Source organism: Dactylosporangium sp. CS-033363 (genome assembly GCF_050942475.1).
GTDB lineage: Bacteria > Actinomycetota > Actinomycetes > Mycobacteriales > Micromonosporaceae > Dactylosporangium.
The window spans coordinates 10,490,317-10,513,733 of record NZ_CP192032.1; the positions used below are offsets into that span (position 1 = coordinate 10,490,317).

Below are 23,417 nucleotides of genomic sequence, written 5' to 3' on the forward strand. Positions count from 1 at the left end.
GCGGACAGGCTGTGCGCGAGCTGTGAGTCAGTCCCAGCTCGGATTGCGGCGTTCCCTGAAGGCGGCGATGCCCTCGGCCATGGCCGCCTCGTCCTGCGGCGGCACGGGGAGGTCCCCCAGCACGGCCTTCGCGGCCCGCAGGGTGAGCTCCGACCGGGCGGCGATCGTCGCGGCCAGGTCGTCCACCGTCGCCGCCAGGTCGCCGTCCGGGACCAGGACGTCGACCAGGCCCATCCGAAGCGCCTCCGCGGCCGGGAAGAGCTCAGCGGTGTACAGGAGCAGCTTCGCCTTGGCCGGCCCGACCAGCGAGGCCAGCCGGCGGGTGGTGGACGGCGGGTAGACGATGCCGAGCTTGGCCGGGGTGATCCCGAAGCGGGCCGACTCCCCCGCGACCCGCAGGTCGCAGGCGACGGCCAGCTGGCAGCCGCCGCCGACGCAGAAGCCGTCGATGCGGGCGATGACCGGCCGCGGGAACTCGGCCAGGGCGCGCTCGGCCGCGACCGCGAGGCTGTCGTCGCCGGACCGGGCGATCGCCGCGGCCTCGGTGATGTCGGCGCCCGCGCAGAACGTCCCGCCGGCCCCGGCCACCACGAGCACCCGCACGCCGGGGTCCTTGGCCAGGGCGTCGAGCATGCCGGGCAGGGCGCCCCACATGGCGGCGGTCATCGCGTTGCGCTTGGCCGGGTTGGTGATGACGAGCGTGGCGAGCGGGCCGTCCTGCGTGAGCAGAAGCTCGCCGGTCACCATTCGTGGACGGGGACGTTCGAGTGCATCCTCGGAAGGTACTCCGCGAGCAGCTTGCGCATGGTGTCGTCGCGCTGCACCGGGCCGCTGCCGTCGATCGCGTGGGCGGCCTCGACCAGCCAGGCGGCGCCGTTGCGCTGGGACAGGCAGCGGTGCTCGATGATGCCCAGCAGCCGGTCGCGGTGCCCGGGGTCGACGCCCCACTCGTCGAGGCCCTCGTAGGCCAGCGGCAGCAGCCGGCGCAGCACGAGCTCGGTCACCGGCAGCGTGCCCAGGCCGGGCCAGAACACCGAGGCCTCGATGCCGTGCCGGGCGGCGGTGTGGAAGTTCTCCTCGGCCGCGCCGAACGACATCTGCGTCCACACCGGACGGTCCTGCCCGGCCAGGCGGTGCACCAGGCCGAAGTAGAAGGCGGCGTTGGCCATGCTGTCCACGACGGTCGGCCCGGCCGGCAGCACCCGGTTCTCCACCCGCACGTGCGGCTTGCCGTCCACGACGTCGTAGATGGGCCGGTTCCAGCGGTAGATGGTGCCGTTGTGCAGCTTGAGCTCGCCCAGCCGGGGTGCCTCGCCGCGGTCGAGCACGTCGATCGGGTCCTCGTCCTCGCAGATCGGCAGCAGGGAGGGGAAGTACCGGACGTTCTCCTCGAACAGGTCGAAGATCGAGGTGATCCAGCGCTCGCCGAACCAGACCCGGGGCCGCACGCCCTGGCTCTTGAGCTCCTCGGCGCGGGTGTCGGTGGCCTGCTCGAACAGCGGGATGCGGGTCTCGCGCCACAGCTCCTGGCCGAACAGGTACGGCGCGTTGGCCCCCAGCGCCACCTGCACGGAGGCGATCGCCTGGGCCGCGTTCCAGTACGCCGCGAACTGCTGCGGCAGCACCTGCAGGTGGAACTGCACGCTGGTGCAGGCCGCCTCGGGCGCGATCGAGTCGCAGCGCACGTGCAGCCGCTCGACGCCGTCGATGGCGATCATGAGGTCCTCGCCGCGGACCGCGAAGATCTGCTCGTTCAGCAGCGCGTACCGCGGGTTGGCCGACAGCACGTCCGGGGTCAGCAGGTCGCGGCGCAGGGTGGGCAGGATGCCGATCATCGCCAGCCGGGTGTCGACCTGGGCCGCGTGCTCCTCGGCCGCGTTGAGGCTCTCCCGCACCTGCGCCTCGAAGCGGGCCAGGCCGTCGCCGGCCAGCCGCTGCGGCGGGACGTTGATCTCGATGTTGAACTGGCCGAGCTCGGTGACGAAGGCCGGGTCCGCGAGCGCGTCGAGGACCCGCTGGTTGCGCAGCGCCGGGTCGTAGTTCTCGTCGACCAGGTTGAGCTCGATCTCCAGGCCGCTCATGCCGTCGCCGGCCTCGAACGGGTCCTCGGCGAGCATCCGCGCGAAGGCGTCCAGGCAGCGGCGCACCTTGTCGCGGTACCGCATCCGGTCTTCCCGGCTGAACACCGTCGATTCGACGTCCTTGCCCATGGGATGCCACCTCCGCCGGGAGAACCGTGCATCTGGCATACCACGAACCGTGGACTTTTACTCCTGTCCGCCGCCCGTCGGCCGAAGACTGAGATGCCGCAGGGCCGCATGGACGTCACTCAACTTGGGCAATCCGGCCAGGAAGTCGTCCCACGCCTGCCGGTCGCGCTGCCAGGCGGCGAGGTAGTCCACGCACAGCTGCGGGGTGATCTTCTCCCGGCTCTCCTGGGCCGCCCGCAGCGCGCGGCGCATCTTGGCGCCCTCGGCGTCCAGCGGCAGCCGGGCCGTGATCCCGTCGATGAACGCGCCCCGCCGGTCCAGGTAGTCGCTCCAGAAGCCGTGCCCGGCGTCGGCGAGGTCGCGGCCGTCGTCGAGCAGCTCGAACACGCCCTCGGCGAGGCAGTCGCCGAACTCCTGGCGGCGGGCGCGGCCCGGGCCGTCGAACGGGTCGTAGGCCTTCTGGTCGGCCAGGCCGGTCACGGCGACGCGGCGCTGCCGGATGTGCTCGAAGAGGAAGAACCAGTCCTCGTTGTACACGTTGGGGAAGTACGAGCGGCTGCTCGTCGGCACCAGCAGCGCCCCGCCGCCGATGAAGGTGTCCTGCACGGCGCCGACCGCGCGGTTGGCGTGGCAGACCACGGAGTTGTCGGGGTAGCCGGTGTTCTCCAGGCCCACGGCGTCGTACTCGCCGAGCAGCCCGGCCGCCCCGCGCACGTCCTCGGCCGACACGGCGACGTCGTCGTCGAGGAACAGCACCGCCCGCCAGCCCGGCATCATGTGCGCGACCGCGAGCCCGACGTTGCGCTTCATGCTGGTGTCGGTCCGGCTGCGGAACGGCAGACCGCGGCGGCGCCAGGCGCGCGGCCCGGCGGTGCTGCCGCTGCGCGGTGCGGCGCCCCGGCCGGCGAGCAGCGCGTCCGCGCCCGGGCGGGGCAGCCGGGCCCGCGGCGGCACGTCCACGGCCACGGCCCGCACGCCCGCCCGCTCGGCCTCGTTGATCACCAGGCTGGCCGTGCTCCACCGGCTGCACAGCACCAGCAGCAGGCAGTCCAGCTCGCCGGCCAGGCGCATGGCGGCGCTGATGAAGCTCACCGGCCGGTTGGTGGGCACGATGATCGCGTCGAGGCTGCCGGGGCCGGCGCGATCGGGCCGGAGCAGCTGTCGGTGGGAGGAGTGGTGATGCGGCTCCGCGGAGGTCATGAAGCTGCCGACTCCACGCGATGCCTCCCCGCACTCCCCGATCGTGTGACGAGTACTCTAACGGCCCGCGCGCCCGGCGTGTCGCCGCTGCTCAGCCGGAGTCGGTCGGCCATTCGTGCAGTCGGATGTTCGGATCGGTCCAGTCGGGCACCGTGACGATCCCGGTGACGATCCGCACCCGCGAGACCAGGCTGAACGAGGCCGCCCCGGCGAAGCGGCGCTCCAGGTAACGGAAGTTGCGCTCGCGCCAGTCGACGTCGGTGAGCGCCCGCACGATGCCGTAGGTGCCGCGGCCGTACACCCCGTTGAAGATCGTCACCGTGGAGCCGTCCCGGCCGTAGGGGTTCGGGGCGCGCCAGAGGTGGGCCACGTCCTCGCGCAGCGTGAGCCGGCCGTCCTCCTCCTTGAGCACCGGCACCAGCGTGCGGCCCGTGCCGTCGGCGTCGCGGACCTCGAACGCGCCGGCCTCGATGCCCTCCCGGCCGACCTGGCGGACCGGGATGTCGAGCAGGTCGTACGTCTCCCGGGTGAGGTTGTTCCAGTCCACCCCGCCGAGCAGCAGCAGGTGGGTGTGGAAGTCGTCGCGGTCGAGCCGGGTGACGAGCTTGTAGCGGATCCGGTTGTTGGGGTTCACCTGGCGCAGGTAGCTGTAGAGCTCGAAGAGGGCGTCCGGGTCGGCGTAGCTGTAGAGCTCGACGTGGTCCGGGGCGAGCGGGTCGGCGTACTCCCGGGCCGCCTGCAGCTGCTCGGGCAGCTCGGCGCAGACCACGGTGAGCGGCTCGCCGGGCGGGAACCTGAGCGGGTTGAGCGGCTCGGACTCCATCCCGAACGCGCGCTTGAGCTCGTCGTAGCCGACCCGCTCCTCGGCCGTGAGCTGCTCGACCTCGAAGAGCACCGGGCCGCCGCCGGCGAACGAGCGGGGCGTGGCGAACAGGCGCGCGTACTTGTCCAGATGTACGTCCGGCGGCCGCTTGGCGTCGGCCCGCTTCTCCCACGACGAGATGGACGGCACGCTGACGCCGAAGACGCGCGCGAGGTCGCCCTGGCTCACCTTGCCGTCGGGCCGATCGTGCAGCCGGGCGTCGGCGCGGAGCGCCCGCAGCGCGTGCGCGAGGATGTCCGGATCGGTCACCGCTCCCCCCTTCAGCCGATTTCAGCGGGGCCCGAAGTGCCCGGGCCGACCGTGAGGATCGTCGATCCTCGCCGCGATCTGCTGCTACGTCGGCATTGTGCCGCTCTTGAGCGCTCACATTGTTTCAGGACGTGCTGAAACAATAGGCTCATCGACGTAAGAGCGGTAGGACTTCAGGGCATCGCTGAAATTCAGTCCCGATGACTGAAACGAGGGGGGTCGGAGCGATGTCCTCCGGACCGGTCCACCGCGAAACGCAAGACGGGGCGTGCCCGGTTGCCGCCGGGCCGCCCCAATTTCGGTAGCCCTGTCACGCCAGTAAAAGGACGTACCGATGCCCATGGTATTGGTTTCCGGTTCATCCGTACATCACAGTCCCGATGCGAATGTCATGGCCCTGTTCTTCGCCGTGCTCGTCACCTTCGCGGTGGTGGTCGGCTGGCTGGGCCGCTCGGTCAACACGTACCGGCATCCGGAGGCGACCCCGACGCCATATCACCGCGAGGTCAAACGCGAGGCACGCGACAATGTCGTGCGGGGTTGGCTGTGGATAGCGGTCCTGTGTCCCGTAATGTTCGTCACGCTGTACACCGTGATCCACTCCGGCGCGGGGTGAGCCCTTCAGCCGGGTTTAGCACACAGACAACCGGGGACGGAGCCTTTTCAGGGGCGCCGTCCCCGCCCCGCATTCCCCCGTCGGCCAAAGGAGCTCGACAACGGTGCCAGAGGTTCGTCCGGCGGTTCCCGCCGATCTTCCGGCCTTAGTGCGCGCATTCCATCAGGAGCGGTACTTCGCGGAGCGCATCGCCCGCCAGCCGCAGCTCGGCGTGCTGTTCGTGGCCCCGGCCGGTGAGCGGGTGGCCGGCGCGGCCTTCCTGCGCATGCAGCCCGCCGAGGAGTGGGAGCTGCGCGCCCGGCTGCGCAACGTGCCGGTCCTGAGCCACCTGCAGGTCGCCGCCGACCGGCGCCGCCAGGGCGTGGCCTCGGAGATCATGCAGGCCGCCGAGGACTACGCCCGCGGCCGCGGCCGGGCCGGCATCGCGCTCGGCGTGACGCCCACGAATGCCGCCGCGCGCCGGATGTACACCGGCCGCGGGTACGAGGAGTGGCCGCACGGCGAGGTCAACGCCATGGTCATCGACTACGACGACGAGGGCCGCAAGACGTTCAGCACCGAGCGCTGCCTGATCATGGTCAAGCCGCTGCCGGTGCACGTGCGGACCCCGGCGGCCGCGCTCGCCGCCGGAGCCAAGTAGGAACGGCGTTTCCGGGAACACCCACAAATGCGACTTATCCTCGCGTACCGTCGCTCCCATGGCGGGAAGCGTGCTGCTGAGGATCGCGAACGTGAATCCCGCCGGCGTGCGCACCCACACCGACCGGGCCCTCTACGGCTCGATCGGCATCTTCATCGTGCTGTACGGCGTGTACGCGATCGTCGGCGCCGCGAGCTTCGTCGACGCCTCCACCAACTACGCCCATCCCTGGTGGCAGTGGCTGGTCGGGCCGCCGGTCGCGCTGGCCGTGATCGCCTACGACCGGGCCGTCGTCGGGCGGGTCGCGGTCAACTTCGAGCAGCTCGACTCGGCCGACCCGCACCACCTGCTGAAGCGGCGGACCTTCGGGCTGTACGCCGGGCGGATCCTGCTGGCCCTGCTGTTCGCCGTGGTCATCACCGAGCCACTCATGCTGGCGCGGTACAAGGGCGAAATCGACGCCTACCTCGGCACGGTGCACAACGGCCAGCTCATCCAGCTTGAGCAGAGCGGTGCCATCGCGGCGTTCCAGAAGCAGGTCGGCGGCCTGCGGGCCGAGGACGCGGCCGACGACGCGGCCGTGGCCGACCTGCACAGACTCGCCGCGGACAAGCGCAAGGAGTCCGCCGCCGTCTACGACCAGGCACTGGCCGACTCCGGTGGCGACGGCGTCTCACGCCGGGCCGGCTGCCCGGCCGGCGGCTACTGCGACACCCTCGTGCAGCAGTCCCGCGCGCTCATGGACGAGGCCACCCGGCTGGACGGCGAGGCGGCCGCCCTGCGCACGGCCCAGGATCCCGGCCGCACGTCCCGGGCGGACCAGATCACGTCGCTGCTGGCCCAGATCGCCGAGCAGCGCGCCGACAACCGCGCCTCGGTCGAGGCCGGAGCCGGCTTCGGGGCCCGCACGACCGCCATGTGGCACCTGGTGACCAGCGACTTCTGGGGCTTCGGCTTCTTCTACCTGGGGGTGGCGGCCCTGCTGGTCTGCCTGGACTGCGCCGCGGTCTGGCTCAAGCTCGTCTCGCACGGCAACGGCTACGAGCGCACCGAGGCCCGCGAGGCCCGGCGCCGGGAGCTCTCCGAGACCCGGCGGCACGAGCAGGAACTGCAGGTCACGGCCCAGGCCCAGACCCTGGCCGGGGACGGCCTGGAGACCGTGGTGGCCGAGCGCCGCCTCATGGACGCCGCGGTCAGCCGCGCGACGGAGCGCCTGGTAGCCGAGCTCGAGGACCAGAGCCGACTGGTCCGTTAGGGCAGATCTTGCCCGATGTCTTGCTTTCGCCCCGGGTGGCCCGTGCATAGTGGGCCGGTGCAGACCCGCCTGCCTCAACGCACGTCGGTGCTGCCGCTCGTCATCGGCATCGTGCTGGTCCTCGTCGGCGGGGTCGGGGTGGCCCGCATGGTGTGGGACAAGTCCATCAACGCCTCGGCCAACTCCCCCGACGTCGACCGGATCGACCGCGGCGGCGAGCGGGCCGACCGGGCCGCCGACCCGCGCGCGGCCCGCTGCGGCGGCGCCCCGCTGAGCGCGCCCCGCGAGCTGCGCGGCGTCTGGATCACCACGGTCGAGAACATCGACTGGCCGAGCCGGCCGGGGCTGCCCGCGGACCAGATCAAGCAGGAGTACCTGGGCTGGCTGGACCTCGCCGTGCAGCGCAACCTCAACGCGGTCTTCGTGCACGTGCGGCCGAGCGGGGACGCGCTGTGGCCCTCGGAGTACGCGCCCTGGTCCGAGTGGATCACCGGCGTGCGCGGCCAGGGCCCCGGCTTCGACCTCATGCAGTGGATGATCGACGAGACCCACCGGCGCAACCTGGAGTTCCACGCCTGGTTCAACCCGTACCGGGGCAGCCAGCCCGCGCCCGCCGGGGCCGGACCGGACATCAACGCGCTCGCGCCCGACCACCCGCTGCGCAAGCACCCGGAGTGGGCCGTGGTCTACCCGTCGGAGGGCACCACCGGCAGCCGCCTGCACTTCAACCCGGGCATCCCGGAGGCGCGCAAGTTCGTCGAGGACTCGATGCTGGAGGCGGTGCAGAAGTACGACGTCGACGGGGTGCACTTCGACGACTTCTTCTACCAGTACCCGGTGGCCAAGCAGGACTACCCGGACGGCGCGGCGTACCGGACCTACGGCGCCGGCAAGAGCCTGGCCGACTGGCGCCGCGACAACGTGAATCTCCTGGTCAAGGAGATGAGCGAGCGGATCAAGAAGATCAAGCCGTGGGTGAAGTTCGGGATCAGCCCGTTCGGCATCTGGCGCAACGACGCCACCGACCCGGCCGGCTCCCCGACCCGCGGCCTGCAGAGCTACGACGAGATCTACGCCGACACCCGCCTGTGGGTGCAGCAGCAGTGGCTCGACTACATCGTGCCGCAGCTGTACTGGAACATCGGCTTCGAGGTCGCCGACTACGCCAAGCTCGTGCCCTGGTGGGTCGACGTCGTCAAAAAGACCAGGGTTCAGCTGTACGTCGGGCAGGCCGACTACCGCGCCGGCCAGTCGGGCCCGTGGTCCGATCCCGGCGAACTCGACCGCCAGCTGGCCCTGAACCGCAAGTATCCGCAGGTCACCGGCAGCGTCCACTTCAGTGCCAAGAACCTGCGCGCGGATGCCCTTGGGTCCGTCACGAAGTACACGAGCGACTTCTATGGTTCTCCGGCACTCCCGCCGGTGATGTCGTGGCTGCCCAACACCGCCCCCGCCGCCCCGACGCTGAACACCGAACCCAGCGGCGGCGGCGTGAAGCTGACCTGGAAGGGCAAGGGCGTCTCGTCGGCCGTCTACCGCGTCGACGGCGGCGCCGCCAGGCTCGTCGCCACCCGCCGCGGCGGCGACGGCGACTTCACCGGCCCCAAGGGCACCTACTGCGTCACCGAGCTGGACCGGTCCTGGAACGAAAGCGCTCCGTCTGGGTGATCCCCGCTCATCCGGGATTTACCGAGGCTTCGGCCCATGACGAGCTTCATCTCGGACCAGGACTTCACCACGCCCGCGCACGTGCGCCCCTCATTTTCCGATGAGCCCCCGGCCGCCGCCACGAACGCCCGCCGGCTCCCGCTGACCATCGTGTTCCTGGCCGCGGTGTGGCTGGTAGTCTCGTCGGTGCCGTTCGGGTACATCGGCGAGGGCCGCTACGACGCGTTCTGGAGCGACGCGGTCACCGGGATCGCGCTCGCCGTCGTGACCATCATCCGCCTGCTGCAACCGAGCGCGGCCGGCTTCACCCCGATCATCGGCGGCCTGGCCGGCTGGCTGCTCGTCGCCCCGCTGGTGCTGCAGTACGGCTGGACCGCCTCGACCGCGAACGACGTCGCCGTGGGCATTCTGATCCTCACCTGTGCGGCCCTGGGCCCGGAGGAACGTTCCCGGTGACGCAGGCGGGCCGCCCCAATACGGGGCGGCCCGAAATCCGTCGCTTTGTGTGGGGTCAGCGATCAAACACGTCGGCCACGTCGTGCCCGGCGTCCTTCACGTGATCCCCGGCCTGCTTGGCCTTCGCGGCGGCGCGCTCAGCGGCGCCCTCGGCCTGCAGACGCTCGTTGTCGGTGGCGTCGCCGTACTTCTCCTTGGCGGCACCCTTGAGCTCTTCGGCCTTGTGCTCGACCTTGTCCGTGAAACTCATCGCACATCCCTTCCACGTATTTGGTCTTTCGCCTTGCACTAAGCAGGTTGCCCGGCTTTCCGCCCCGCAAACGCAACTGCCGCGCGGCGGTCGTCACACCGGTGAGCACGAACGAGAGCGCAATCCCCAGCCCGGCCGCGGCGAGCGGGTTGTCGGTGAACACGTTCCCGCCCAGGTAGCCGAGCCCGACCACGTAGAGGCTCCACAGGATCGCCCCGACCGCGAAGGCGGGGAGCAGGCGGTTGCGGGGGAACTGGGCGTACCCGCTGACCAGGGCGACGGTGGTCCGTCCGAGCGGAACGAACCGCCCACCGGCGACGATGGCGCCACCGTGCCGATCGAGCAGGCGGGCCACCCAGCCGACGGCTTTGGCGTACCGCTCGCCGCGCAGGAACCGCTCGACGAACCTCCGGCCGCCACGCCGGGCCACCTCGTGCATGAGCACGTCGCCCACGAACACCGCCGTCGCCGACGCGAGCAGCACAATCCCCACGTGGAGGTGGCCGTTCGCGGCCAGCGCTCCCCCGGCGATCACGCTCGTCTCCGCCGGGACCGCGGGAATCAGGCAGTCCAGCACCAACAACACGAAGATCACCAGGTACGCCCAGCCGGCCATCGCTTCCATGCTCTTGAGCCTGCCGCCCGGGGGCCGCGGAATCAGCGGTGCCAACCCGCCGATCGTTCGGGGGGTTTCCCCTACCCGTACGGGTCGTTTCGGACCGCTTGCGCGACGGCCCGAATGTCGCCGCCGAGGTACGGGGCAGTCCATCGCGCCGTTCTCCCCACCAGCATCGGCGGCTGCTTCTGGACCAACGCCGTCCTGAGCGCCGCGAACGAATGCCCGGGCCAGCATTCGGATTCCACGCCGCCCTGGCGGTGGTGGCGGCGTCGACTATGTGTCCGAAGAGGTCCCGTTCGGCGCCTGGGTGTAGTGGCCAGGACCGTTGTTGACGCGGCTGATGGGTGGCCGGCCTCCGAGCGCGGTGTGTGATCGGTGGTGATTGTGGGTGTGCAGCCATGCGGGTAGGGCGTCGGCGCGGTCTTGGTTGCTGGTGTAGGGGCGTGCGTAGGCCCATTCGTCGGTCATGGTGCGGTTGAAGCGTTCGGCTTTGGCGTTGGTTTGTGGTCGATGTGGGCGGGTGCAGCGGGGTTCGGCGGCGGGGTCGATGCGGGCGTCGCGCCAGGCGTGGCCGCGGCGGTAGGCCAGGGCGTTGTCGGTCATGACCCGTTCGATGCGGTGACGCCAAGGGCGGCGACGTGGGCGGCGGCCCGGCGCAGGAAGCCGGCGCAGGTGGTGCTGCGTTCGTCGGGGTGGATTTCGGCGTAGGCGAGGCGGGTGTGGTCGTCGACACGCTGGATGAGCAGTCGCCGGCCGTGCACAGTCAGCCGGGCATGACGGTGGGCCATAGTGACCTCCGGTTCGGTGAAGCGTCGCCCGGCCGCTGCAGCGGTCGAGCGCCGCGCGTTGACGGTCGTGCCGGCGCTCGTCGTGGCGGTGGTTGCCACGGTGCTGGCGGTGAGTCTGTGCGCCGGGTTGGGCGTGATGGTCGCCCGGCGGTGAACGCGAGAACTCACGGGCCGGCGGTCGGTGCGGGAGACGCGGAGGTCGAGTCGAATGCCACCAGGTCCCAGGACGTGATGGTGGATGCCCGGCAGCGGCCGTGGATGCGGATGCTCAAGGCCGCAGGCAGCGTGAGTTCGGTGTGGGCGTCGCCGTAGGTGGTTGAGCTCCAGGCGCCGAGCTGCCGTTCGAACGAGGCCGGCGTCGGGGTGGCTGTCGATTCGGTGGGGCCGTTGTGACGAAACGGCCCCCGGCCCCGTGATGGGGCTGAGGGCCGTTCCTCTATGTCGGGCGCGTGTACTCAGGCCGTGAAGACCTCGCAGCGCGCGCCGGAATTGGTGTTGTTGCCGCGGCCCGGGTTTGCCGTGTCGGTGCCCGTGCCGCAGTCCACGGTGTCGTTGCCGCTGCCCGTGGTGATGGTGTCGTCGCCGGCGGCGGTCGTCACCGTGTTGTTGCCGTTGCCGGCGTTCACGGTGTCGTTGCCGCTGCCTGTGGTGATGGTGTCGTTGCCGGACTCTGACGCGATGGTGTTGTCGCCATCGCCGGCCCGGATCACATTGTTGCCGCCGCCCGCGGTGATTGTGTCGTTGCCCGGGCCGGTCGTGATGGTGTCGTTACCCGAGGCGGCCGAAATGACGTTGTTGCCCCCACCTGCGGTGATGACGTTGTTGCCGCCGCCGGCGTCCACCCAGTCGTTGCCGTCGCCGACGGTGATGGTGTCGTTGCCGGGGCCCGTCGTGATGCAGTCGGTTCCGCCGTTGCCGTCGACCACGTCGTTGCCGCCGCGGCCGAGGATCAGGTCGTTGCCCGCGGTGCCGGTCAGGCGCTCGTTGCCCGTTGCGCCGATGAGGACGTTCTGGACCGCGATGCCGGTGCAGGCGTCGGCGGGCTGGCTTGCCGACCGTACCGAAACGGGGCCCTTGGAAACGATTCCCGTCAGGGCGTCGGTGTAGGTGACCGAGCCGCCGGCCGCCACGGTGAGCAGGATCGGCTGGGACTTGAGGGTCACCGTCACCACGGCCGGCTCGCCGGACAGGGTCGCGACGCCGCCGGAAAAGAGGCCGCCCGACAGGGTGTAGACGCCGGTGCCGAGGGCGATCGTCGACGTGCTGCCGTCCAGGCGGACCTGCAGCGGCGAGGTGCCCGCGCCGACCGTGAACTTCAGGCCCGGCTCGACCGTCAGCGTACGGCCGCCGCGGTTCAGGACCGCGCCGCCGGTGAAGTCGTCGCCCGGGACCGTGGGGTGCGGGTCGACCGCGTCCTGGATGCCGTCGGCGTCGGCGTCGGGGACGGTGCAGGTGATGGTGCCGGCCCGCAGCGCGTGGCCCTCGTCGTTGGTGTCGTCCGACCACCAGACGCGCTTCTGGCCGGCGACGCACTCGGACTGGGGGGCGACCGCGAAGCCCTCGTTGTTGTAGTTCGGCATGCCCGCCGGGCGCTCGTACACCTTGGTGACCGCGAGCTTGCCCGACGCGTCGACGTCCAGGGTGGCCGTGCGGCCGCCGCAGGTGTCGTCGCAGGCGGCCCAGATCGGGCCGGTCTCCGGCTCGTACTGCAGATCCATCACCGAAACGAAGCCGCTCGCGATGGTGGCGACCCGGGTGAACGAGCCGTCGTCGGACAGCGCATAGGCGTAGATGGTGCCGTTGGCCTCGAGCCCGACGAGGAACAGCCCGCCCCCGTGGTTCGGGTAGGTGGCCGGGTCGTACGCCGCGCCGGTGTGCTCGTCGCGGAAGCCCTTCGCGGTGAGGTACCCGTCCGGCACGAACGCGATGCCCTCGAGCCCGCTGTTGGCGGCGACCGGCGGCAGGTCCGCGGTCAGCACCCACTCCTTGGTGATCGCGCCCGCGGCGACGTCGAAGCGCTCGACGGCCGGGCGGCTCACGCCGGAGTTGCTGTTGTCCCGCTCGGTGGAGATGTAGACGGCGCCGTTGGCGAGCGTCACGCCCTCGGCGTCCGGGTCACCGGTGCCGGTGCTCGGGTAGTGCAGGGGGTACGTGGCGGCCGGGTTCCACTGCGTGCCGTCGAAGCTCAGGCGGTACAACGTGCCGGGGCCGTTCTTGACCGCCCACAACTCGTCTTTTTGGTAAGCGAGGCCGCTCATGTTGCCGCCGAGGACGTTGGCGCCGTCGACGGTCGTGATCGCGGTGCCGCCCGGCCACGGGGACGCGGGGGTCTGGCCGGGGCACGCGTTGGCCGCGCCCTTGGTGCCGACCGTCGTGGTGGTGAACTCGCCGGTGCCGTCCGGGCAGCGGCCGTACGTCGTGGCCGCGTGCGCCGTCCAGGAGTACGAGTCGACCAGGGCGCCGCTCGCGGTGAACAGCCGCGCGGAGTCGGCGCTGCCCAGGCCGAAGACCGGGTCGACGTCCAGTGCCAGGAAGCCGCCGCCGGCGAGTGCAGTGCCGGAGCCGATGGTGTACACGTGGCTGTCGTCGTTGTCCTTGAGCGTCCAACCGGACACGTCGACGGCCGCCGGTCCGGTGTTGGTCAGCTCGATCCAGTCGCCGGGGGTGCCGCCGTTGGACTCGACCTCGTTGATGCGCACGGTCGCCACGCCCGGCTCCCGGCAGTCGTTCGCCGCCCCGCGCGTCGACGTCGTGGTCGTCTTGAACTCGCCGGTGCCGTCGGGGCAGCGGCCGTACGTGGTGGCCGCGTGCGCCGTCCACGAGTAGGAGTCGACGAGCGTCGTGCCGTCCGGCAGGAACAGCCGCGCGGAGTCCGCCGCGCCGAGGCCGTAGGAGGTCTCCACGTCGACCGGCAGGAAGGCGCCCGGGGCGATCGTGGTGCCGGCGGCGATCGTGTAGACGTGGGTGTCGTCGCTGTCCTTGACGATCCAGCCGGACAGGTCCACCACGGCGGAGCCGGTGTTGGTCAGCTCGACCCAGTCGCCCGGGGTGCCGCCGTTGGACTCGACCTCGTTGATGTGGATGGCCGGCGCGTCGGCCGCCTGGGCCGCGGTCACGCCCAGCCCGACGATCAGCAGCGGCGCCGCGGCGGCGAGCAAGAGGATTTTGGTGCGCACCTGCGCAGCGTCGGCCATCGTGGCGAAGCCGGCGTGAACACTCTGCGAACGGCTAGCTGCGCAGGGCCGCACGCTGGTCGGGCGTGAGCCGATCGGTATTCGCGACGGCGATATACCGCCCGTCCGGCCCTATCAAAGGAGCCACCGGGTCAGCGAAGCCTGGCCGCTCCGCCAGGGCGAGGGCCGCGGACACCCGTTCCACCGGCCAGCCCAGGGCGGCGGCCAACTCCACCGAGGAGCGCGGCGCAGAAGCATGGACCAGGGCCGCGATCACCGTCAGCATGTCCTCGGCCACCGCCGGGTCGTAGTCGTGGGCCATGGTCTGGCTCAGCTTCTCGAAGAACTGCCCCATGCGCTCCAGCCGGGCCCCGGCCGCGCCGCCGTATTCCAAGGCGCCCGCGCGAGCCGCCGCGCCCCAGCGGGCGTGCTGGTCGGCGCTGGTCTGCCAGGTGCGCAGCCAGACGTCGTCGTCGATCACGTACCGCTCCCGCCGCCCCGCCACCCGCTCCCGCCGCACGATCGACAGGGCCTCCAGGTAGGCGACCGCCTTCGACACCGAGGCCGGGCTCACCCGCAGGCGGGCCACCAGCTCGGCCGCGGTCAGGGTGCCGGCGTCGGTGGTGACGAGCGCGGTCAGCAGCCGGGACGCCATGCGCGACAGCCCCGACTCCACCATCAGCGCGGTGAATCGCTCGTCGAAGTCGGGGACGCCGACCGGCGCGGACGGCAGCGGCCGGGGCGCGTAGGTGCCGCGGCGCAGGTTCCGGGCGACCTCGCGGGAGACCGTCGAGGTCGGCCGGCCCAGCCGCCGGGCGATCTCCGCGTAGTCCAGCCGCTCGGCCAGCCCGGCCGCGATCTGCTCGCGGTCCTCGGGGGTGAGTCGCGCTCCTGCCACGAAACGCATCGTTGCATAAGCCATGGCAATTTTGAGCGCCAAACGCTCTACGTTTCCGAATATGGAAACTTTCGAGGTCGACGAACTGCGGATGCGGTACGGCGGCGACCGCGACGTCCTGCAGGGCGTGAGCTTCCGGGGCCGGCCCGGCGAGGTGCTCGCGCTGCTCGGGCCCAACGGCGCCGGGAAGAGCACCACCATCGAGATCCTCGAGGGCTTCCGCGCCCGCACCGGCGGCCGCGCGGCCGTCCTCGGCGTGGACCCGGCCCGCGGCGACGAGCGGTGGCGGGCCCGGGTCGGGATCGTGCTGCAGTCCTGGCGCGACCACGCGAAGTGGCGGGTCCGGGAGCTCCTCGCCCACCAGGCCCGGTACTACCCCGGCCGCGCCTGGGACCCGGACGCCCTCGTCGCCCAGGTCGGGCTGGCGGACCAGGCGCGGCAGCGGATCGGCACCCTCTCCGGCGGCCAGCGGCGCCGCCTCGACCTGGCCCTGGGCATCGTCGGACGGCCGGAGGTGCTGTTCCTCGACGAGCCGACGGCGGGCCTCGACGTGCTGGCCCGCCGCGAGTTCCACGGGCTGGTCGAGCGGCTGGTCGCCGAGGAGGGCACCGCGGTCCTGCTCACGACCCACGACCTGCACGAGGCCGAGCACCTGGCCGGGCACATCGTGATCCTGGACGGCGGGCGGGTGATCGCCGACGGGACCGCGGCCGAGCTCGCCGGCCCGGACGAGGTGCGCTGGCGGATCGGCGGGCGACAGTACGCCGAGACGACGCCCGACTCGACCCGCTTCGCCTACGAGCTGTTCGGCGCGCACGGCGAGGCGGTCGCCGACCTGGAGATCCGCCGCTCCTCGCTGGAGCACACCTACGTCGGGCTGGTGGCGCGATGAGGGCCTGGGAGCGCGCGCGGATCGAGCTGCGGCAGTCGCTGACCACCCCCGGCGACCTGTTCAACCACTGCTTCTGGCCGGCGCTGATGCTGGTCACGCTGTGGTTCCTGCGCGACCGCGCGGAGCTGTTGCCGTCGATCCTGGGCATGAACGCCGCGATGGCCATGGTGACCATGAGCCAGCACCTGACGGCCGACCGCGAGGACGGCACCCTGCTGCGCGCCCGCGCGACACCGGACGGCGTGCGGGCCTACCTGGCGGGCAAGGTCATCTCGGTGGCGGCCACCGTGCTCATCGACCTGGCCATCTTCGTCATTCCCGGAATTTTTATAACAAAAGTGTCAAATGTCGCTTTTGATCGGATCGCCTGGGTGCTCGCGCTCGGACTGCTCGCCACCCTCCCGCTCGGCGCGATCCTCGGCACGCTGTTCCCGACCGCCCGCGGGCAGGGCCTGCTCACGCTGCCGGTCCTGGCCGTCATCGGCATCTCGGGCATCTTCTATCCGGTCACCGTGCTGCCCGGCTGGGTTCAAGCAACCGCACAAGCCTTCCCGGTGTACTGGATGGGCCTCGGCATGCGCGCCGCGTTCCTCCAGGCGCCGGGTGCGACCGCCGGGATCGTCGCCGTCCTGGGTGCCTGGGCGGTCGGCGGCCTGGTGCTGGCCCCGCTCGTGCTACGCCGCAGCCTGACCCCGTGACTTGCGGCGGATCACCCAGACCAGAGCGCCTACCGCGAAGAGCGCGAGCCCAGGCAGTACCGACGAAACAGGCAAGGCGACCGCGAGCACCAGGCAGCCGGCCAGGCCCACGATCGGGACCACGGCGACCCGGAGCGTGAGCGCGGACGCGTTGGCGATGGCGTAGTACACGAGGACGCCGAACGACGAGAAGCCGATCGCGCCCCGCAGGTCGAGCAGCGCCACCAGCACCATGACGACCAGCCCGACCGCCACCTCGGCCCGGTGCGGGACCTGCCGCTGCGGGTGCACGGCGGCCAGGAAGCCGGGCAGGTGGCGGTCCCGGGCCATCGCGAGGGTGGTCCGGGAGACGCCGAGGACAAGCGCCAGCAGCGAGCCGAGCGCGGCCACCGCCGCGCCCGCGCGCACCACCGGGCCCAGGGCGCCGGCCCCGGCCGCGGCGACCGCGTCGGCGATCGGCGCCGTGGACGAGGCGAGCCGCGCCGGGCCGAGGGCGTGCAGGAGGGCGACGGCGACCGCGAGGTACACGAGCAGGGTCACGGCCAGGGCGATGAACACGGCCCGCGGAATGGTCCGCGCCGGGTCCGCGACCTCCTCGCCCAGCGTGGCGATGCGCGCGTAGCCGGCGAACGCGAAGAACAGCAGGGCGGCCGCCTCCAGCACGCCGAGCGGCCGCTGCGGCATGAGGGTCGAGGGCGGCGGGACGGCGGCCGGCCCGAGCAGCGCGACGACCACGGCGACGGCGAGCACGGCCAGCACCACGGCGACGATGACCCGGGTGGCGAGCGCCGACTTCTGCACGCCGAACAGGTTCAGCAGCGTGACCGCGCCGACCGCGGCGACGGCGATCAGGCGGGCGTGGCCGGGGAACGCGTACGCCCCGACGGTGAGCGCCATCGCCGCGCACGAGGCGGTCTTGCCGGCCACGAACCCCCAGCCGGCCAGGAAGCCCCAGAAGTCGCCGAGCCGGCGGCGGCCGTAGACGTAGGTGCCGCCGGACTCCGGGTACAGCGCGGCGAGGCGGGCGGAGGAGGCGGCGTTGCAGTACGCGACCAGCGCGGCCAGGCCGAGCGCGGCGAACAGCAGCCCGCCCCGCGCGTCCACGGCCCGCGCGGCCGGCGCGAACGCCGCGAACACGCCCGCGCCGATCATCGCCCCGAGCCCGACGACGACCGCGTCGAGGGTGCTCAATCTCCGGGCCAGTCTCGGGTTCGTCACGCCGCAATGGTGCCCGCATGAGGATTCGCGGTGGGGCCCGCCCTACCCCGAAGACTCCGTCCAGCAGGCTGGGGCATCGACGGCCGCCTGCATAGCGTCACCGTATGACGACGACCGTCCTGACGCGGGCGACCGGCGCGGAGCGGGCCCGGATGACCTGGCCGACGGTACTCGCGCTGCATCTTCTCCCGGGCGCGGCGACGTTCGCCGCCGCCCTCGCCCTGGGTCCGCTGATGCGGGCGTGGCACCTGCCGCCGCAGTTCGCGCTGACCCTGGCCTTCGCGTTCGTGCTGACCCCGATCGAACTCGGCCTGCTGCTGCGCGCGGCCGGCTGGTCGTGGCGGGGCCTGCCGGGGATCCTGGCGTTCCGGCGGAAGTTGCCGATCCGGTTGTACCTCCTCATCCTGCCCTGCGTCACCGCGATGGCCATCGGCCTCGTGGTGCTGCTCGCCCCTTTCGAGCAGCGATTCCTCGACGTCTATCCGATGGCGTGGCGGCTACCGGCCGATTCGACCGCGTTCCCGGTCTCGACGATGGTCGGCACGCTGCTGTTCACGCTGGCCGTGGACGGTCTCGTCAATCCGGCGGTCGAGGAGTTGTACTTCCGCGCGTACCTGCTGCCCCGCCTGCCCGTCCGCGGCGCGCTCGCGGTGCTGACCTCGGCCGGCCTGTTCGCCGCGCAGCACTTCTGGCAGCCGGAGAAATTCGTGTTCGTCTTCGTCGCGCAGGTCCTGCTGATCGCGGTCATGCTCCGGGTGCGCAGCGTGCGAATCAGCATCGCCGCGCACTGCCTGACCAACAGCCTGGCCATTCTCATGGCCCTCGTGCTTATGGTGTGAACTCGTCGGGCATCGGCGCCTCGACGGTCACCCGCTCGCCCCGGTGATCGAAGGAAAGGCGCCAGGAATGCAGCAACGTCCGCCCGGCGGGGTTCTTCTCGAACAGCGGATCCCCGACGATGGGATGCCCGATCCACGCCAGGTGCACCCGGATCTGATGCCGCCGCCCGGTGTGCGGAAACGCCTCGAGCAGCGCCCGCCCGTCGGTCTGTTCCCGCACGCTGAACGACGTCTGCGACGGATACGTTGACACGGTGTCAAAGATCGCCGCCGCCGGTACCGTCCATGCGTCGCCGTCCCGCTCGATGCTCTCCCGCGGCGCCGCGATCCGCACCCGGTTCTTGCGCCCCACACTGAGCGGCAGGTCGATCCGCCCGCTCGCCGGCAGGCCGCCGGGGCTGGTGACGGCGAGGTACGCCTTCTCCACGGTCCGCTTGTTGAACTGCCGGGTCAGCCCCCCGTGCGCGGCCAGGTCCTTCGCGAACAGGATGACCCCGGAGGTCACCTTGTCGATCCGGTGCACGGGAAACAGCTCCTCGCCCGCCTCCGCCGCCATCCGGACCAGGTCGGACTCGTGCCGCTCACCCATCACGGACACGCCAACCGGCTTGTCGAGCACCAGGACGGCGTCGTCCTCCAGGATCACGCGCTCACGAAACTCCGCCCACATCGTCTTAGCCTCTGCCCTGTCGCGCCTGTCGAGCCGAGACGGAGTCCAGATTTCGTCTGCGTGCGTCCCGTGGAAGCCAGGCTACCGGTGTTGTAACCGGGCTTTCACGGGAGGTGCGCAGGCGGAATCTGGGCCCGTCGCAGGCCGGCAGGCGCGGCAGGGTAGAGGCTTTATCTCGCACGTACGGACGAGGGGGCGAACGTGGGACTGGACCTGACCGAGCTGGAACCGTACCGCCGCGAGCTGGAGGTGCACTGCTACCGCATGCTGGGCAGCTTCCACGAGGCGGAGGACCTGGTGCAGGAGACCTATCTGCGGGCGTGGAAGAGCTGGCCCTCGTTCGAGGGGCGGTCCTCGGTGCGGGCTTGGCTGTACCGGATCGCCACGAATGCCTGTCTGGACGTGCTGAAGAGCGCTCAGCGGCGGGTCCTGCCCATGGACCTGGGCCCGCCGTCGGCGCCTGGCGCGGACGGCCCGCCGGTGACCGACGTGTCCTGGCTGGAACCTCTCCCGGATCGGGTGCTGGACGCCGACCCGGAGACGTGCACCGTGGCGCGGGAGACCGTGGAGCTCGCGTTCCTGGCCGCGCTGCAGCACCTGCCGCCGCGCCAGCGGGCGGTGCTGATCTCCCGCGACGTGCTGGGCTGGTCGGCGGCGGAGACGGCCGCCCTGCTGGACGTGACGGCGGCGTCGGTGAACAGCGCCCTGCAGCGCGCCCGCGCCACCTTGCGGGAGCGCCTTCCGTCCCGGGGCGAGGACTGGACTCCCGCGCGCGGGCCGGACCCCGCCGAGCAGGAGGTGCTGCGGCAGTACGTGGACGCCTTCCAGCGCGCGGACGTGGCGGGGATGGCCCGGCTGCTGGCCGCGGAGGCGCGCGCGGTGATGCCGCCGATCTCGGCCTGGTACCTCGGCCGCGACGCGATCGCCGGCGCGCTCGCGTTGAGCGTGCCGCCGGGGTCGCCGTTCTTCGTGGGGCGCATCCGGGTCGAGCTGACGCGGGCGAACCGCGACCCGGCGCTGATCGCGTACCACGTCCCGCCGGGCGAGACGGCGGAACGCCCGTTCGCCATCTCGGTGCTGCGCGTGGAGGGCGGCCAGATCCGGGAGCTGACCGCCTTCCACGACCCGGCCGTCTTCGCCGGCTTCGTCGCCCGGCGCTAGCCGGCCGTCAGCTTCCAGGCCAGGCCGGCCGGGTTGCCGCTCGGGTCGTACGCGTTGATGTTCGTCACGGTGATCGAGATGGTGTTGGCCCCCGGGACCAGGTGCACGCCGGTGGTCTGCGGGGTGCCGAGGCTGCCCGCGGCGACCGGCGCGCCGTTGAGCGTCACGGTGTAGAGGTTGTCCGCGTCGACCGTGAGCGTGACCGGCTGGGCGGCCTCGGCGGCGGTGACGGTCACCGTGCGGGTGAACGTCACCGTCTCCTGGTCCTCGGTGGTGAACTGGCCGGTCCAGATCCACGGTGCGGCCGGGACGACCGGCCAGAGCCCGCCGGTGCACAGGCCCTGCGCGTCGATCGCGGTGCAGCCGATGTGGCCGTAGGTGAGGGCCGCGGTGCCGGTGGCCCCGGACGGGTCGCTCCAGGCGTCGCCCGCCGACGACGCGGCCAGCACGGTCGACACCGGGGCCAGGGTCCAGGTGCCGGTCTGGCCGGCGTACGTGTAGGTGCCGCTCATCGCCCCGCCGGCGCCGATCGTGCCGACGTAGGAGACGCCACCGGCGCTGAAGGTGATCGACGTGCCGGTGAGCTTCCCGGTCAGCGGGCCGTTGCCGACCAGCGGCGGGTCGATGGTGACCAGGCCGGACAGCGTGCCGTCGGTGGCCACCGCGAGGCCGGTCACCCGCCACGGGCTGCTGATGTTGTACGTGATGTTGTGCTCGATCCCCGCGTAGGCCGTGGCCAGCACGGGGTTGCCCGGGTTGCCGAACGCCTGGGCCGCCGCGGCCGCGGTGACGGTGCCGAGGTCCCCGGTGAACGCCAGGTCGAGCACGCACGAGTCGAGGTACGGCTGCGCGGTGACCCCGGCGGCCCGGCAGACCGCCGTCGCGGCGTCCCGGTTGGCCGAGGGCAGCGCCGCCACCTCGGCGTACGCGTACGGGAACGCGAGGTCGGTGAACGTGCCGGTGGACTCCCCGTCCGCGTAGTCGAACAGCGACTCGGTCGGCGTCACCCGCCAGCTCGCGGCGTAGGCCCCGTAGAGCTGGACCGCCGTCGCCGGGTACGCCAGCACGTCCCCGGTCCGGCCGGTCAGGTCGTTGGCGGGGTTGCCGTCGTCGTTGCCGAGCAGCCCGGCGAGCTGCCCCTGCCGGGCCGGCGCGACGCTGACGTCCATGGTGAGGAAGCCCGCCAGCACGAACACCGTCGCGAAGGAGCCGTCGGGCCACGCCACCGTCTCCCCGGAGGCGCCCGCGGTGAGCGTGCCGCCGCCGGGCAGCGCGTACGGCGTGGCCGCCGGGGTGACCGGCTGGCCGTCGACCAGCGTGGTGATCCCGGAGCCGCCCAGGTAGATGCCGACCCGGTGGCCGGCGACCGAGAACGCCACCGCCGTGTTGCCGGCGACCAGCCGCGAGCCGTTCCACGGCCGTTGACGCACCTGGATCTGCAGGTCATCGACGGTCGAGGCGACCGCGACGAACTCGCCGGCCTGCTGGAAGTCGTAGTGCGCGCCGTCGAACGTGGTCAGGTGCGGGTCGCCGAGCGACGTGCCGCACTTGCCGTGACAGACCGGCTGGGCCGGCGGCGCCGGCGGGGTGCCGGGCGGGACCGGTGGCAGCGCCGGGGCCACGGTGAGGCTGAGCGTGGCCTCGGCCGTGGCGCCACCGTCGTCGGCCACCGCGACCTGCACGTGCCCGGCGGTTCCGGCCGCGGTGGGGGTACCGGTGATCAGCCCGTGCTCGTCGACGCGCAGCCCGGCCGGCAGGCCCGCCCCGGTCCAGACGTAGGGCGTGCTGCCGCCGGATGCTGCGAGCTGGTAGGAGTACGCCACGCCCACCTGCGCGTCCGGCAGCGCCGTGGTGGTCACGGCGACACCGTCGCACGTGATCGGGACCTTGACCTCGCGGGTCGGCGTCGGCGTCACGTGGCTGTTCCCGACGGGCACCCCGGTCAGCGTCACCACGGCCGTCGTGGTGCCCTTCTTCCGGCACGTCACGTCGATCGTCCCCGAGCCGGTGCCGCCGCGGGGCAGCACCTTGAACACCTTGCCGCCCTTGCCGATGTCGACCTTCGCGATCGCCGGGTCGTCGGCCGCGGCCGCCATCGAGACCCGGGTGTTCGGGATGACCAGGGGGTCGGAGGTCGCCGTGATCTTCACGGTGACCGGCTTGCCATCGGCCGCGGCCACCGTGGCCGGGCTCGCGACGACGTCGGCGACGAACGCGTGCGAGCACAGCGCGGCCGGCAGCGCGGGCCGGTTGCCCAGCAGCAGCGCCGGGATCGTGGTGGCCCGCTTCTGGTCCTGCAGCCTGCGGTACCGCTGCGCACTGAGCACACTCGCCCGCGCCCAATTCTCGTTCCGGATCGATTGCTGGATCTGCGCCGCGTTGGCCGAGCCCGCCGCCCAGCCGTTGTAGACCATCGACACCATCGCGGCCCGCCGGTTGAGATTCTCCGCGTTCCAGTCCTTGTTCGAGTACCCGAACACCGATTTCGCAACGCCGATGTAGCTCTGCAGAATCCGCTTGAGCACCACCATTGCCTGCGCCTGCGTCAGACTGGCGCGGGCGGATTCAACGTCCTGTTCACCGACCCGATACCCGGGCGCCGAACGCAGCGACGGATACTGCACGGTCTTGATCCCGGCCTCGAGCATCGCCGCCCGGTTCTGCCGGAGATCGAACCCGTACCCGACGGTCCAGACGTCCCGGATGTCCAGGTACGCCCACGAACAGAAGGCCTCCTGGCTGGCCAGAACACTCGCATAGACATCAACCTCGCCGGCCGGGGCCGCAGCCGCGGTCGCCGGCGAGGTCGGCGTCCCGACCAATGCGCTCAATATCAGGGCGAGCACCACAAACAGGCGCCGCGCTTTCCGGCCTACCGTCATCGCTTATCCCCAGACAATCGTCGCGGCAACTGGCGCCGCCGACGCTATTCGCGACCGTGCCGGACTGACAGGCCGCGGAGTCCGGCCGCCGCCGCCATTCGGCCGATCACATCCGCCGGGAAAGACAATGGCCCACGAACCGCCGACGGTAT

At 71.8% G+C, this 23,417-nt stretch carries 19 protein-coding genes and 2 pseudogenes; 9 read left to right on the forward strand and 12 right to left on the reverse strand.

Translation table 11 applies throughout. The features are described 5' to 3' along the window. Positions 1 to 27: 27 nt before the first annotated feature. From ACQPZ4_RS48410 to ACQPZ4_RS48425, 4 genes are all read right to left on the reverse strand, one after another. Positions 28 to 747 (reverse strand): enoyl-CoA hydratase/isomerase family protein, encoded by a 720-nt coding sequence (locus tag ACQPZ4_RS48410; RefSeq protein ID WP_433052675.1) that lies wholly within the window; start codon positions 745 to 747, stop codon positions 28 to 30. Further along, on the reverse strand, positions 741 to 2,210 hold the full coding sequence (locus ACQPZ4_RS48415; RefSeq protein ID WP_433052678.1) for a glutamate-cysteine ligase family protein: 1,470 nt from the start codon (positions 2,208 to 2,210) through the stop codon (positions 741 to 743). Before ACQPZ4_RS48415 ends, ACQPZ4_RS48410 begins: the two co-directional genes overlap by 7 nt. 57 nt (positions 2,211 to 2,267) lie before the next feature. Beyond that, positions 2,268 to 3,410, reverse strand: coding sequence for a hypothetical protein (locus ACQPZ4_RS48420; RefSeq protein WP_433052681.1), 1,143 nt, complete (start codon positions 3,408 to 3,410; stop codon positions 2,268 to 2,270). A 91-nt stretch (positions 3,411 to 3,501) separates the two neighbouring features. After that, entirely contained in the window at positions 3,502 to 4,542 is a 1,041-nt protein-coding gene (locus tag ACQPZ4_RS48425; RefSeq protein ID WP_433052684.1) for a helix-turn-helix transcriptional regulator, read from the reverse strand. A gap of 334 nt (positions 4,543 to 4,876) precedes the next feature. On the opposite strand from ACQPZ4_RS48425, the gene ACQPZ4_RS48430 reads away from it, so the two are divergent. The 5 genes from ACQPZ4_RS48430 to ACQPZ4_RS48450 all read left to right on the forward strand — a co-directional run bounded on the left by ACQPZ4_RS48430 (position 4,877) and on the right by ACQPZ4_RS48450 (position 9,177). Next, a complete protein-coding gene (locus tag ACQPZ4_RS48430) occupies positions 4,877 to 5,158 on the forward strand; it encodes a hypothetical protein (RefSeq protein WP_433052687.1) in 282 nt (93 codons plus the stop codon). 148 nt (positions 5,159 to 5,306) lie between these two features. After that, positions 5,307 to 5,798 carry a GNAT family N-acetyltransferase gene (locus tag ACQPZ4_RS48435; protein ID WP_433052690.1) on the forward strand — a complete coding sequence of 164 codons (492 nt, stop codon included), beginning with the start codon at positions 5,307 to 5,309 and terminating at the stop codon, positions 5,796 to 5,798. Positions 5,799 to 5,856: 58 nt separating this feature from the next. Beyond that, the gene (locus ACQPZ4_RS48440; protein WP_433052693.1) at positions 5,857 to 7,053 is read left to right on the forward strand and encodes a DUF4407 domain-containing protein; all 1,197 of its coding nucleotides are present in this window, start codon (positions 5,857 to 5,859) and stop codon (positions 7,051 to 7,053) included. A 57-nt stretch (positions 7,054 to 7,110) separates the two neighbouring features. Beyond that, positions 7,111 to 8,721, forward strand: a complete 1,611-nt coding sequence (locus ACQPZ4_RS48445; RefSeq protein ID WP_433052696.1) for a glycoside hydrolase family 10 protein — start codon at positions 7,111 to 7,113, stop codon at positions 8,719 to 8,721. A gap of 36 nt (positions 8,722 to 8,757) precedes the next feature. Then, the gene (locus ACQPZ4_RS48450) at positions 8,758 to 9,177 is read left to right on the forward strand and encodes an SPW repeat domain-containing protein (protein ID WP_433052699.1); all 420 of its coding nucleotides are present in this window, start codon (positions 8,758 to 8,760) and stop codon (positions 9,175 to 9,177) included. Positions 9,178 to 9,232: 55 nt separating this feature from the next. Here the strand turns inward: ACQPZ4_RS48450 and ACQPZ4_RS48455 are convergent, their stop codons facing one another. The 5 genes and pseudogenes from ACQPZ4_RS48455 to ACQPZ4_RS48475 all read right to left on the reverse strand — a co-directional run bounded on the left by ACQPZ4_RS48455 (position 9,233) and on the right by ACQPZ4_RS48475 (position 14,905). Further along, positions 9,233 to 9,427, reverse strand: coding sequence for a CsbD family protein (locus tag ACQPZ4_RS48455; RefSeq protein ID WP_433052702.1), 195 nt, complete (start codon positions 9,425 to 9,427; stop codon positions 9,233 to 9,235). Between the two features lie 232 nt (positions 9,428 to 9,659). Then, a pseudogene (locus ACQPZ4_RS48460) lies at positions 9,660 to 10,280 on the reverse strand (DedA family protein); the annotation flags it as partial. Positions 10,281 to 10,319: 39 nt separating this feature from the next. After that, positions 10,320 to 10,819, reverse strand: a pseudogene (locus ACQPZ4_RS48465) (integrase core domain-containing protein); the annotation flags it as partial. Between the two features lie 470 nt (positions 10,820 to 11,289). Then, positions 11,290 to 14,010 (reverse strand): lamin tail domain-containing protein, encoded by a 2,721-nt coding sequence (locus tag ACQPZ4_RS48470; protein WP_433052705.1) that lies wholly within the window; start codon positions 14,008 to 14,010, stop codon positions 11,290 to 11,292. 52 nt (positions 14,011 to 14,062) lie between these two features. Continuing rightward, positions 14,063 to 14,905 (reverse strand): MarR family transcriptional regulator, encoded by an 843-nt coding sequence (locus tag ACQPZ4_RS48475; protein ID WP_433052708.1) that lies wholly within the window; start codon positions 14,903 to 14,905, stop codon positions 14,063 to 14,065. A gap of 61 nt (positions 14,906 to 14,966) precedes the next feature. Here ACQPZ4_RS48475 and ACQPZ4_RS48480 point away from each other — a divergent pair, with 61 nt between their 5' ends. Both ACQPZ4_RS48480 and ACQPZ4_RS48485 read left to right on the forward strand, forming a co-directional pair. Further along, positions 14,967 to 15,797: an ABC transporter ATP-binding protein gene (locus tag ACQPZ4_RS48480; RefSeq protein WP_433052711.1), complete on the forward strand. Its 831-nt coding sequence runs from the start codon at positions 14,967 to 14,969 to the stop codon at positions 15,795 to 15,797. Continuing rightward, positions 15,794 to 16,495: an ABC transporter permease gene (locus tag ACQPZ4_RS48485; protein WP_433052714.1), complete on the forward strand. Its 702-nt coding sequence runs from the start codon at positions 15,794 to 15,796 to the stop codon at positions 16,493 to 16,495. Before ACQPZ4_RS48480 ends, ACQPZ4_RS48485 begins: the two co-directional genes overlap by 4 nt. Here the strand turns inward: ACQPZ4_RS48485 and ACQPZ4_RS48490 are convergent. Continuing rightward, positions 16,472 to 17,647: an APC family permease gene (locus tag ACQPZ4_RS48490; protein ID WP_433067060.1), complete on the reverse strand. Its 1,176-nt coding sequence runs from the start codon at positions 17,645 to 17,647 to the stop codon at positions 16,472 to 16,474. The genes ACQPZ4_RS48485 and ACQPZ4_RS48490 overlap by 24 nt on opposite strands. Before the next feature lie 170 nt (positions 17,648 to 17,817). Between ACQPZ4_RS48490 and ACQPZ4_RS48495 the strand changes: the two genes are divergently transcribed. Further along, on the forward strand, positions 17,818 to 18,552 hold the full coding sequence (locus tag ACQPZ4_RS48495; RefSeq protein ID WP_433052717.1) for a lysostaphin resistance A-like protein: 735 nt from the start codon (positions 17,818 to 17,820) through the stop codon (positions 18,550 to 18,552). On the opposite strand, the gene ACQPZ4_RS48500 is transcribed toward ACQPZ4_RS48495, so the two are convergent. After that, entirely contained in the window at positions 18,542 to 19,198 is a 657-nt protein-coding gene (locus ACQPZ4_RS48500; protein WP_433052720.1) for an RluA family pseudouridine synthase, read from the reverse strand. The genes ACQPZ4_RS48495 and ACQPZ4_RS48500 overlap by 11 nt on opposite strands. A gap of 225 nt (positions 19,199 to 19,423) precedes the next feature. On the opposite strand from ACQPZ4_RS48500, the gene ACQPZ4_RS48505 reads away from it, so the two are divergent. Continuing rightward, on the forward strand, positions 19,424 to 20,383 hold the full coding sequence (locus tag ACQPZ4_RS48505; protein ID WP_433052723.1) for an RNA polymerase subunit sigma-70: 960 nt from the start codon (positions 19,424 to 19,426) through the stop codon (positions 20,381 to 20,383). Here the strand turns inward: ACQPZ4_RS48505 and ACQPZ4_RS48510 are convergent. Beyond that, a complete protein-coding gene (locus ACQPZ4_RS48510; RefSeq protein ID WP_433052726.1) occupies positions 20,380 to 23,265 on the reverse strand; it encodes a VWD domain-containing protein in 2,886 nt (961 codons plus the stop codon). The two genes, ACQPZ4_RS48505 and ACQPZ4_RS48510, sit on opposite strands and share 4 nt — an antisense overlap. Between the last annotated feature and the right edge of the window lie 152 nt (positions 23,266 to 23,417).

Excerpts from the sequence above, each read along its gene's own strand:
- ACQPZ4_RS48410 (WP_433052675.1), bottom strand. The coding sequence starts at position 747 with ATGGTGACCGGCGAGCTTCTGCTCACGCAGGACGGCCCGCTCGCCACG.
- ACQPZ4_RS48415 (WP_433052678.1), bottom strand. The coding sequence starts at position 2,210 with ATGGGCAAGGACGTCGAATCGACGGTGTTCAGCCGGGAAGACCGGATG.
- ACQPZ4_RS48420 (WP_433052681.1), bottom strand. The coding sequence starts at position 3,410 with ATGACCTCCGCGGAGCCGCATCACCACTCCTCCCACCGACAGCTGCTC.
- ACQPZ4_RS48430 (WP_433052687.1), top strand. The coding sequence starts at position 4,877 with ATGCCCATGGTATTGGTTTCCGGTTCATCCGTACATCACAGTCCCGAT.
- ACQPZ4_RS48440 (WP_433052693.1), top strand. The coding sequence starts at position 5,857 with ATGGCGGGAAGCGTGCTGCTGAGGATCGCGAACGTGAATCCCGCCGGC.
- ACQPZ4_RS48450 (WP_433052699.1), top strand. The coding sequence starts at position 8,758 with ATGACGAGCTTCATCTCGGACCAGGACTTCACCACGCCCGCGCACGTG.
- ACQPZ4_RS48455 (WP_433052702.1), bottom strand. The coding sequence starts at position 9,427 with ATGAGTTTCACGGACAAGGTCGAGCACAAGGCCGAAGAGCTCAAGGGT.
- ACQPZ4_RS48480 (WP_433052711.1), top strand. The coding sequence starts at position 14,967 with ATGGAAACTTTCGAGGTCGACGAACTGCGGATGCGGTACGGCGGCGAC.
- ACQPZ4_RS48485 (WP_433052714.1), top strand. The coding sequence starts at position 15,794 with ATGAGGGCCTGGGAGCGCGCGCGGATCGAGCTGCGGCAGTCGCTGACC.
- ACQPZ4_RS48490 (WP_433067060.1), bottom strand. The coding sequence starts at position 17,647 with ATGATCGGCGCGGGCGTGTTCGCGGCGTTCGCGCCGGCCGCGCGGGCC.
- ACQPZ4_RS48495 (WP_433052717.1), top strand. The coding sequence starts at position 17,818 with ATGACGACGACCGTCCTGACGCGGGCGACCGGCGCGGAGCGGGCCCGG.
- ACQPZ4_RS48510 (WP_433052726.1), bottom strand. The coding sequence starts at position 23,265 with ATGACGGTAGGCCGGAAAGCGCGGCGCCTGTTTGTGGTGCTCGCCCTG.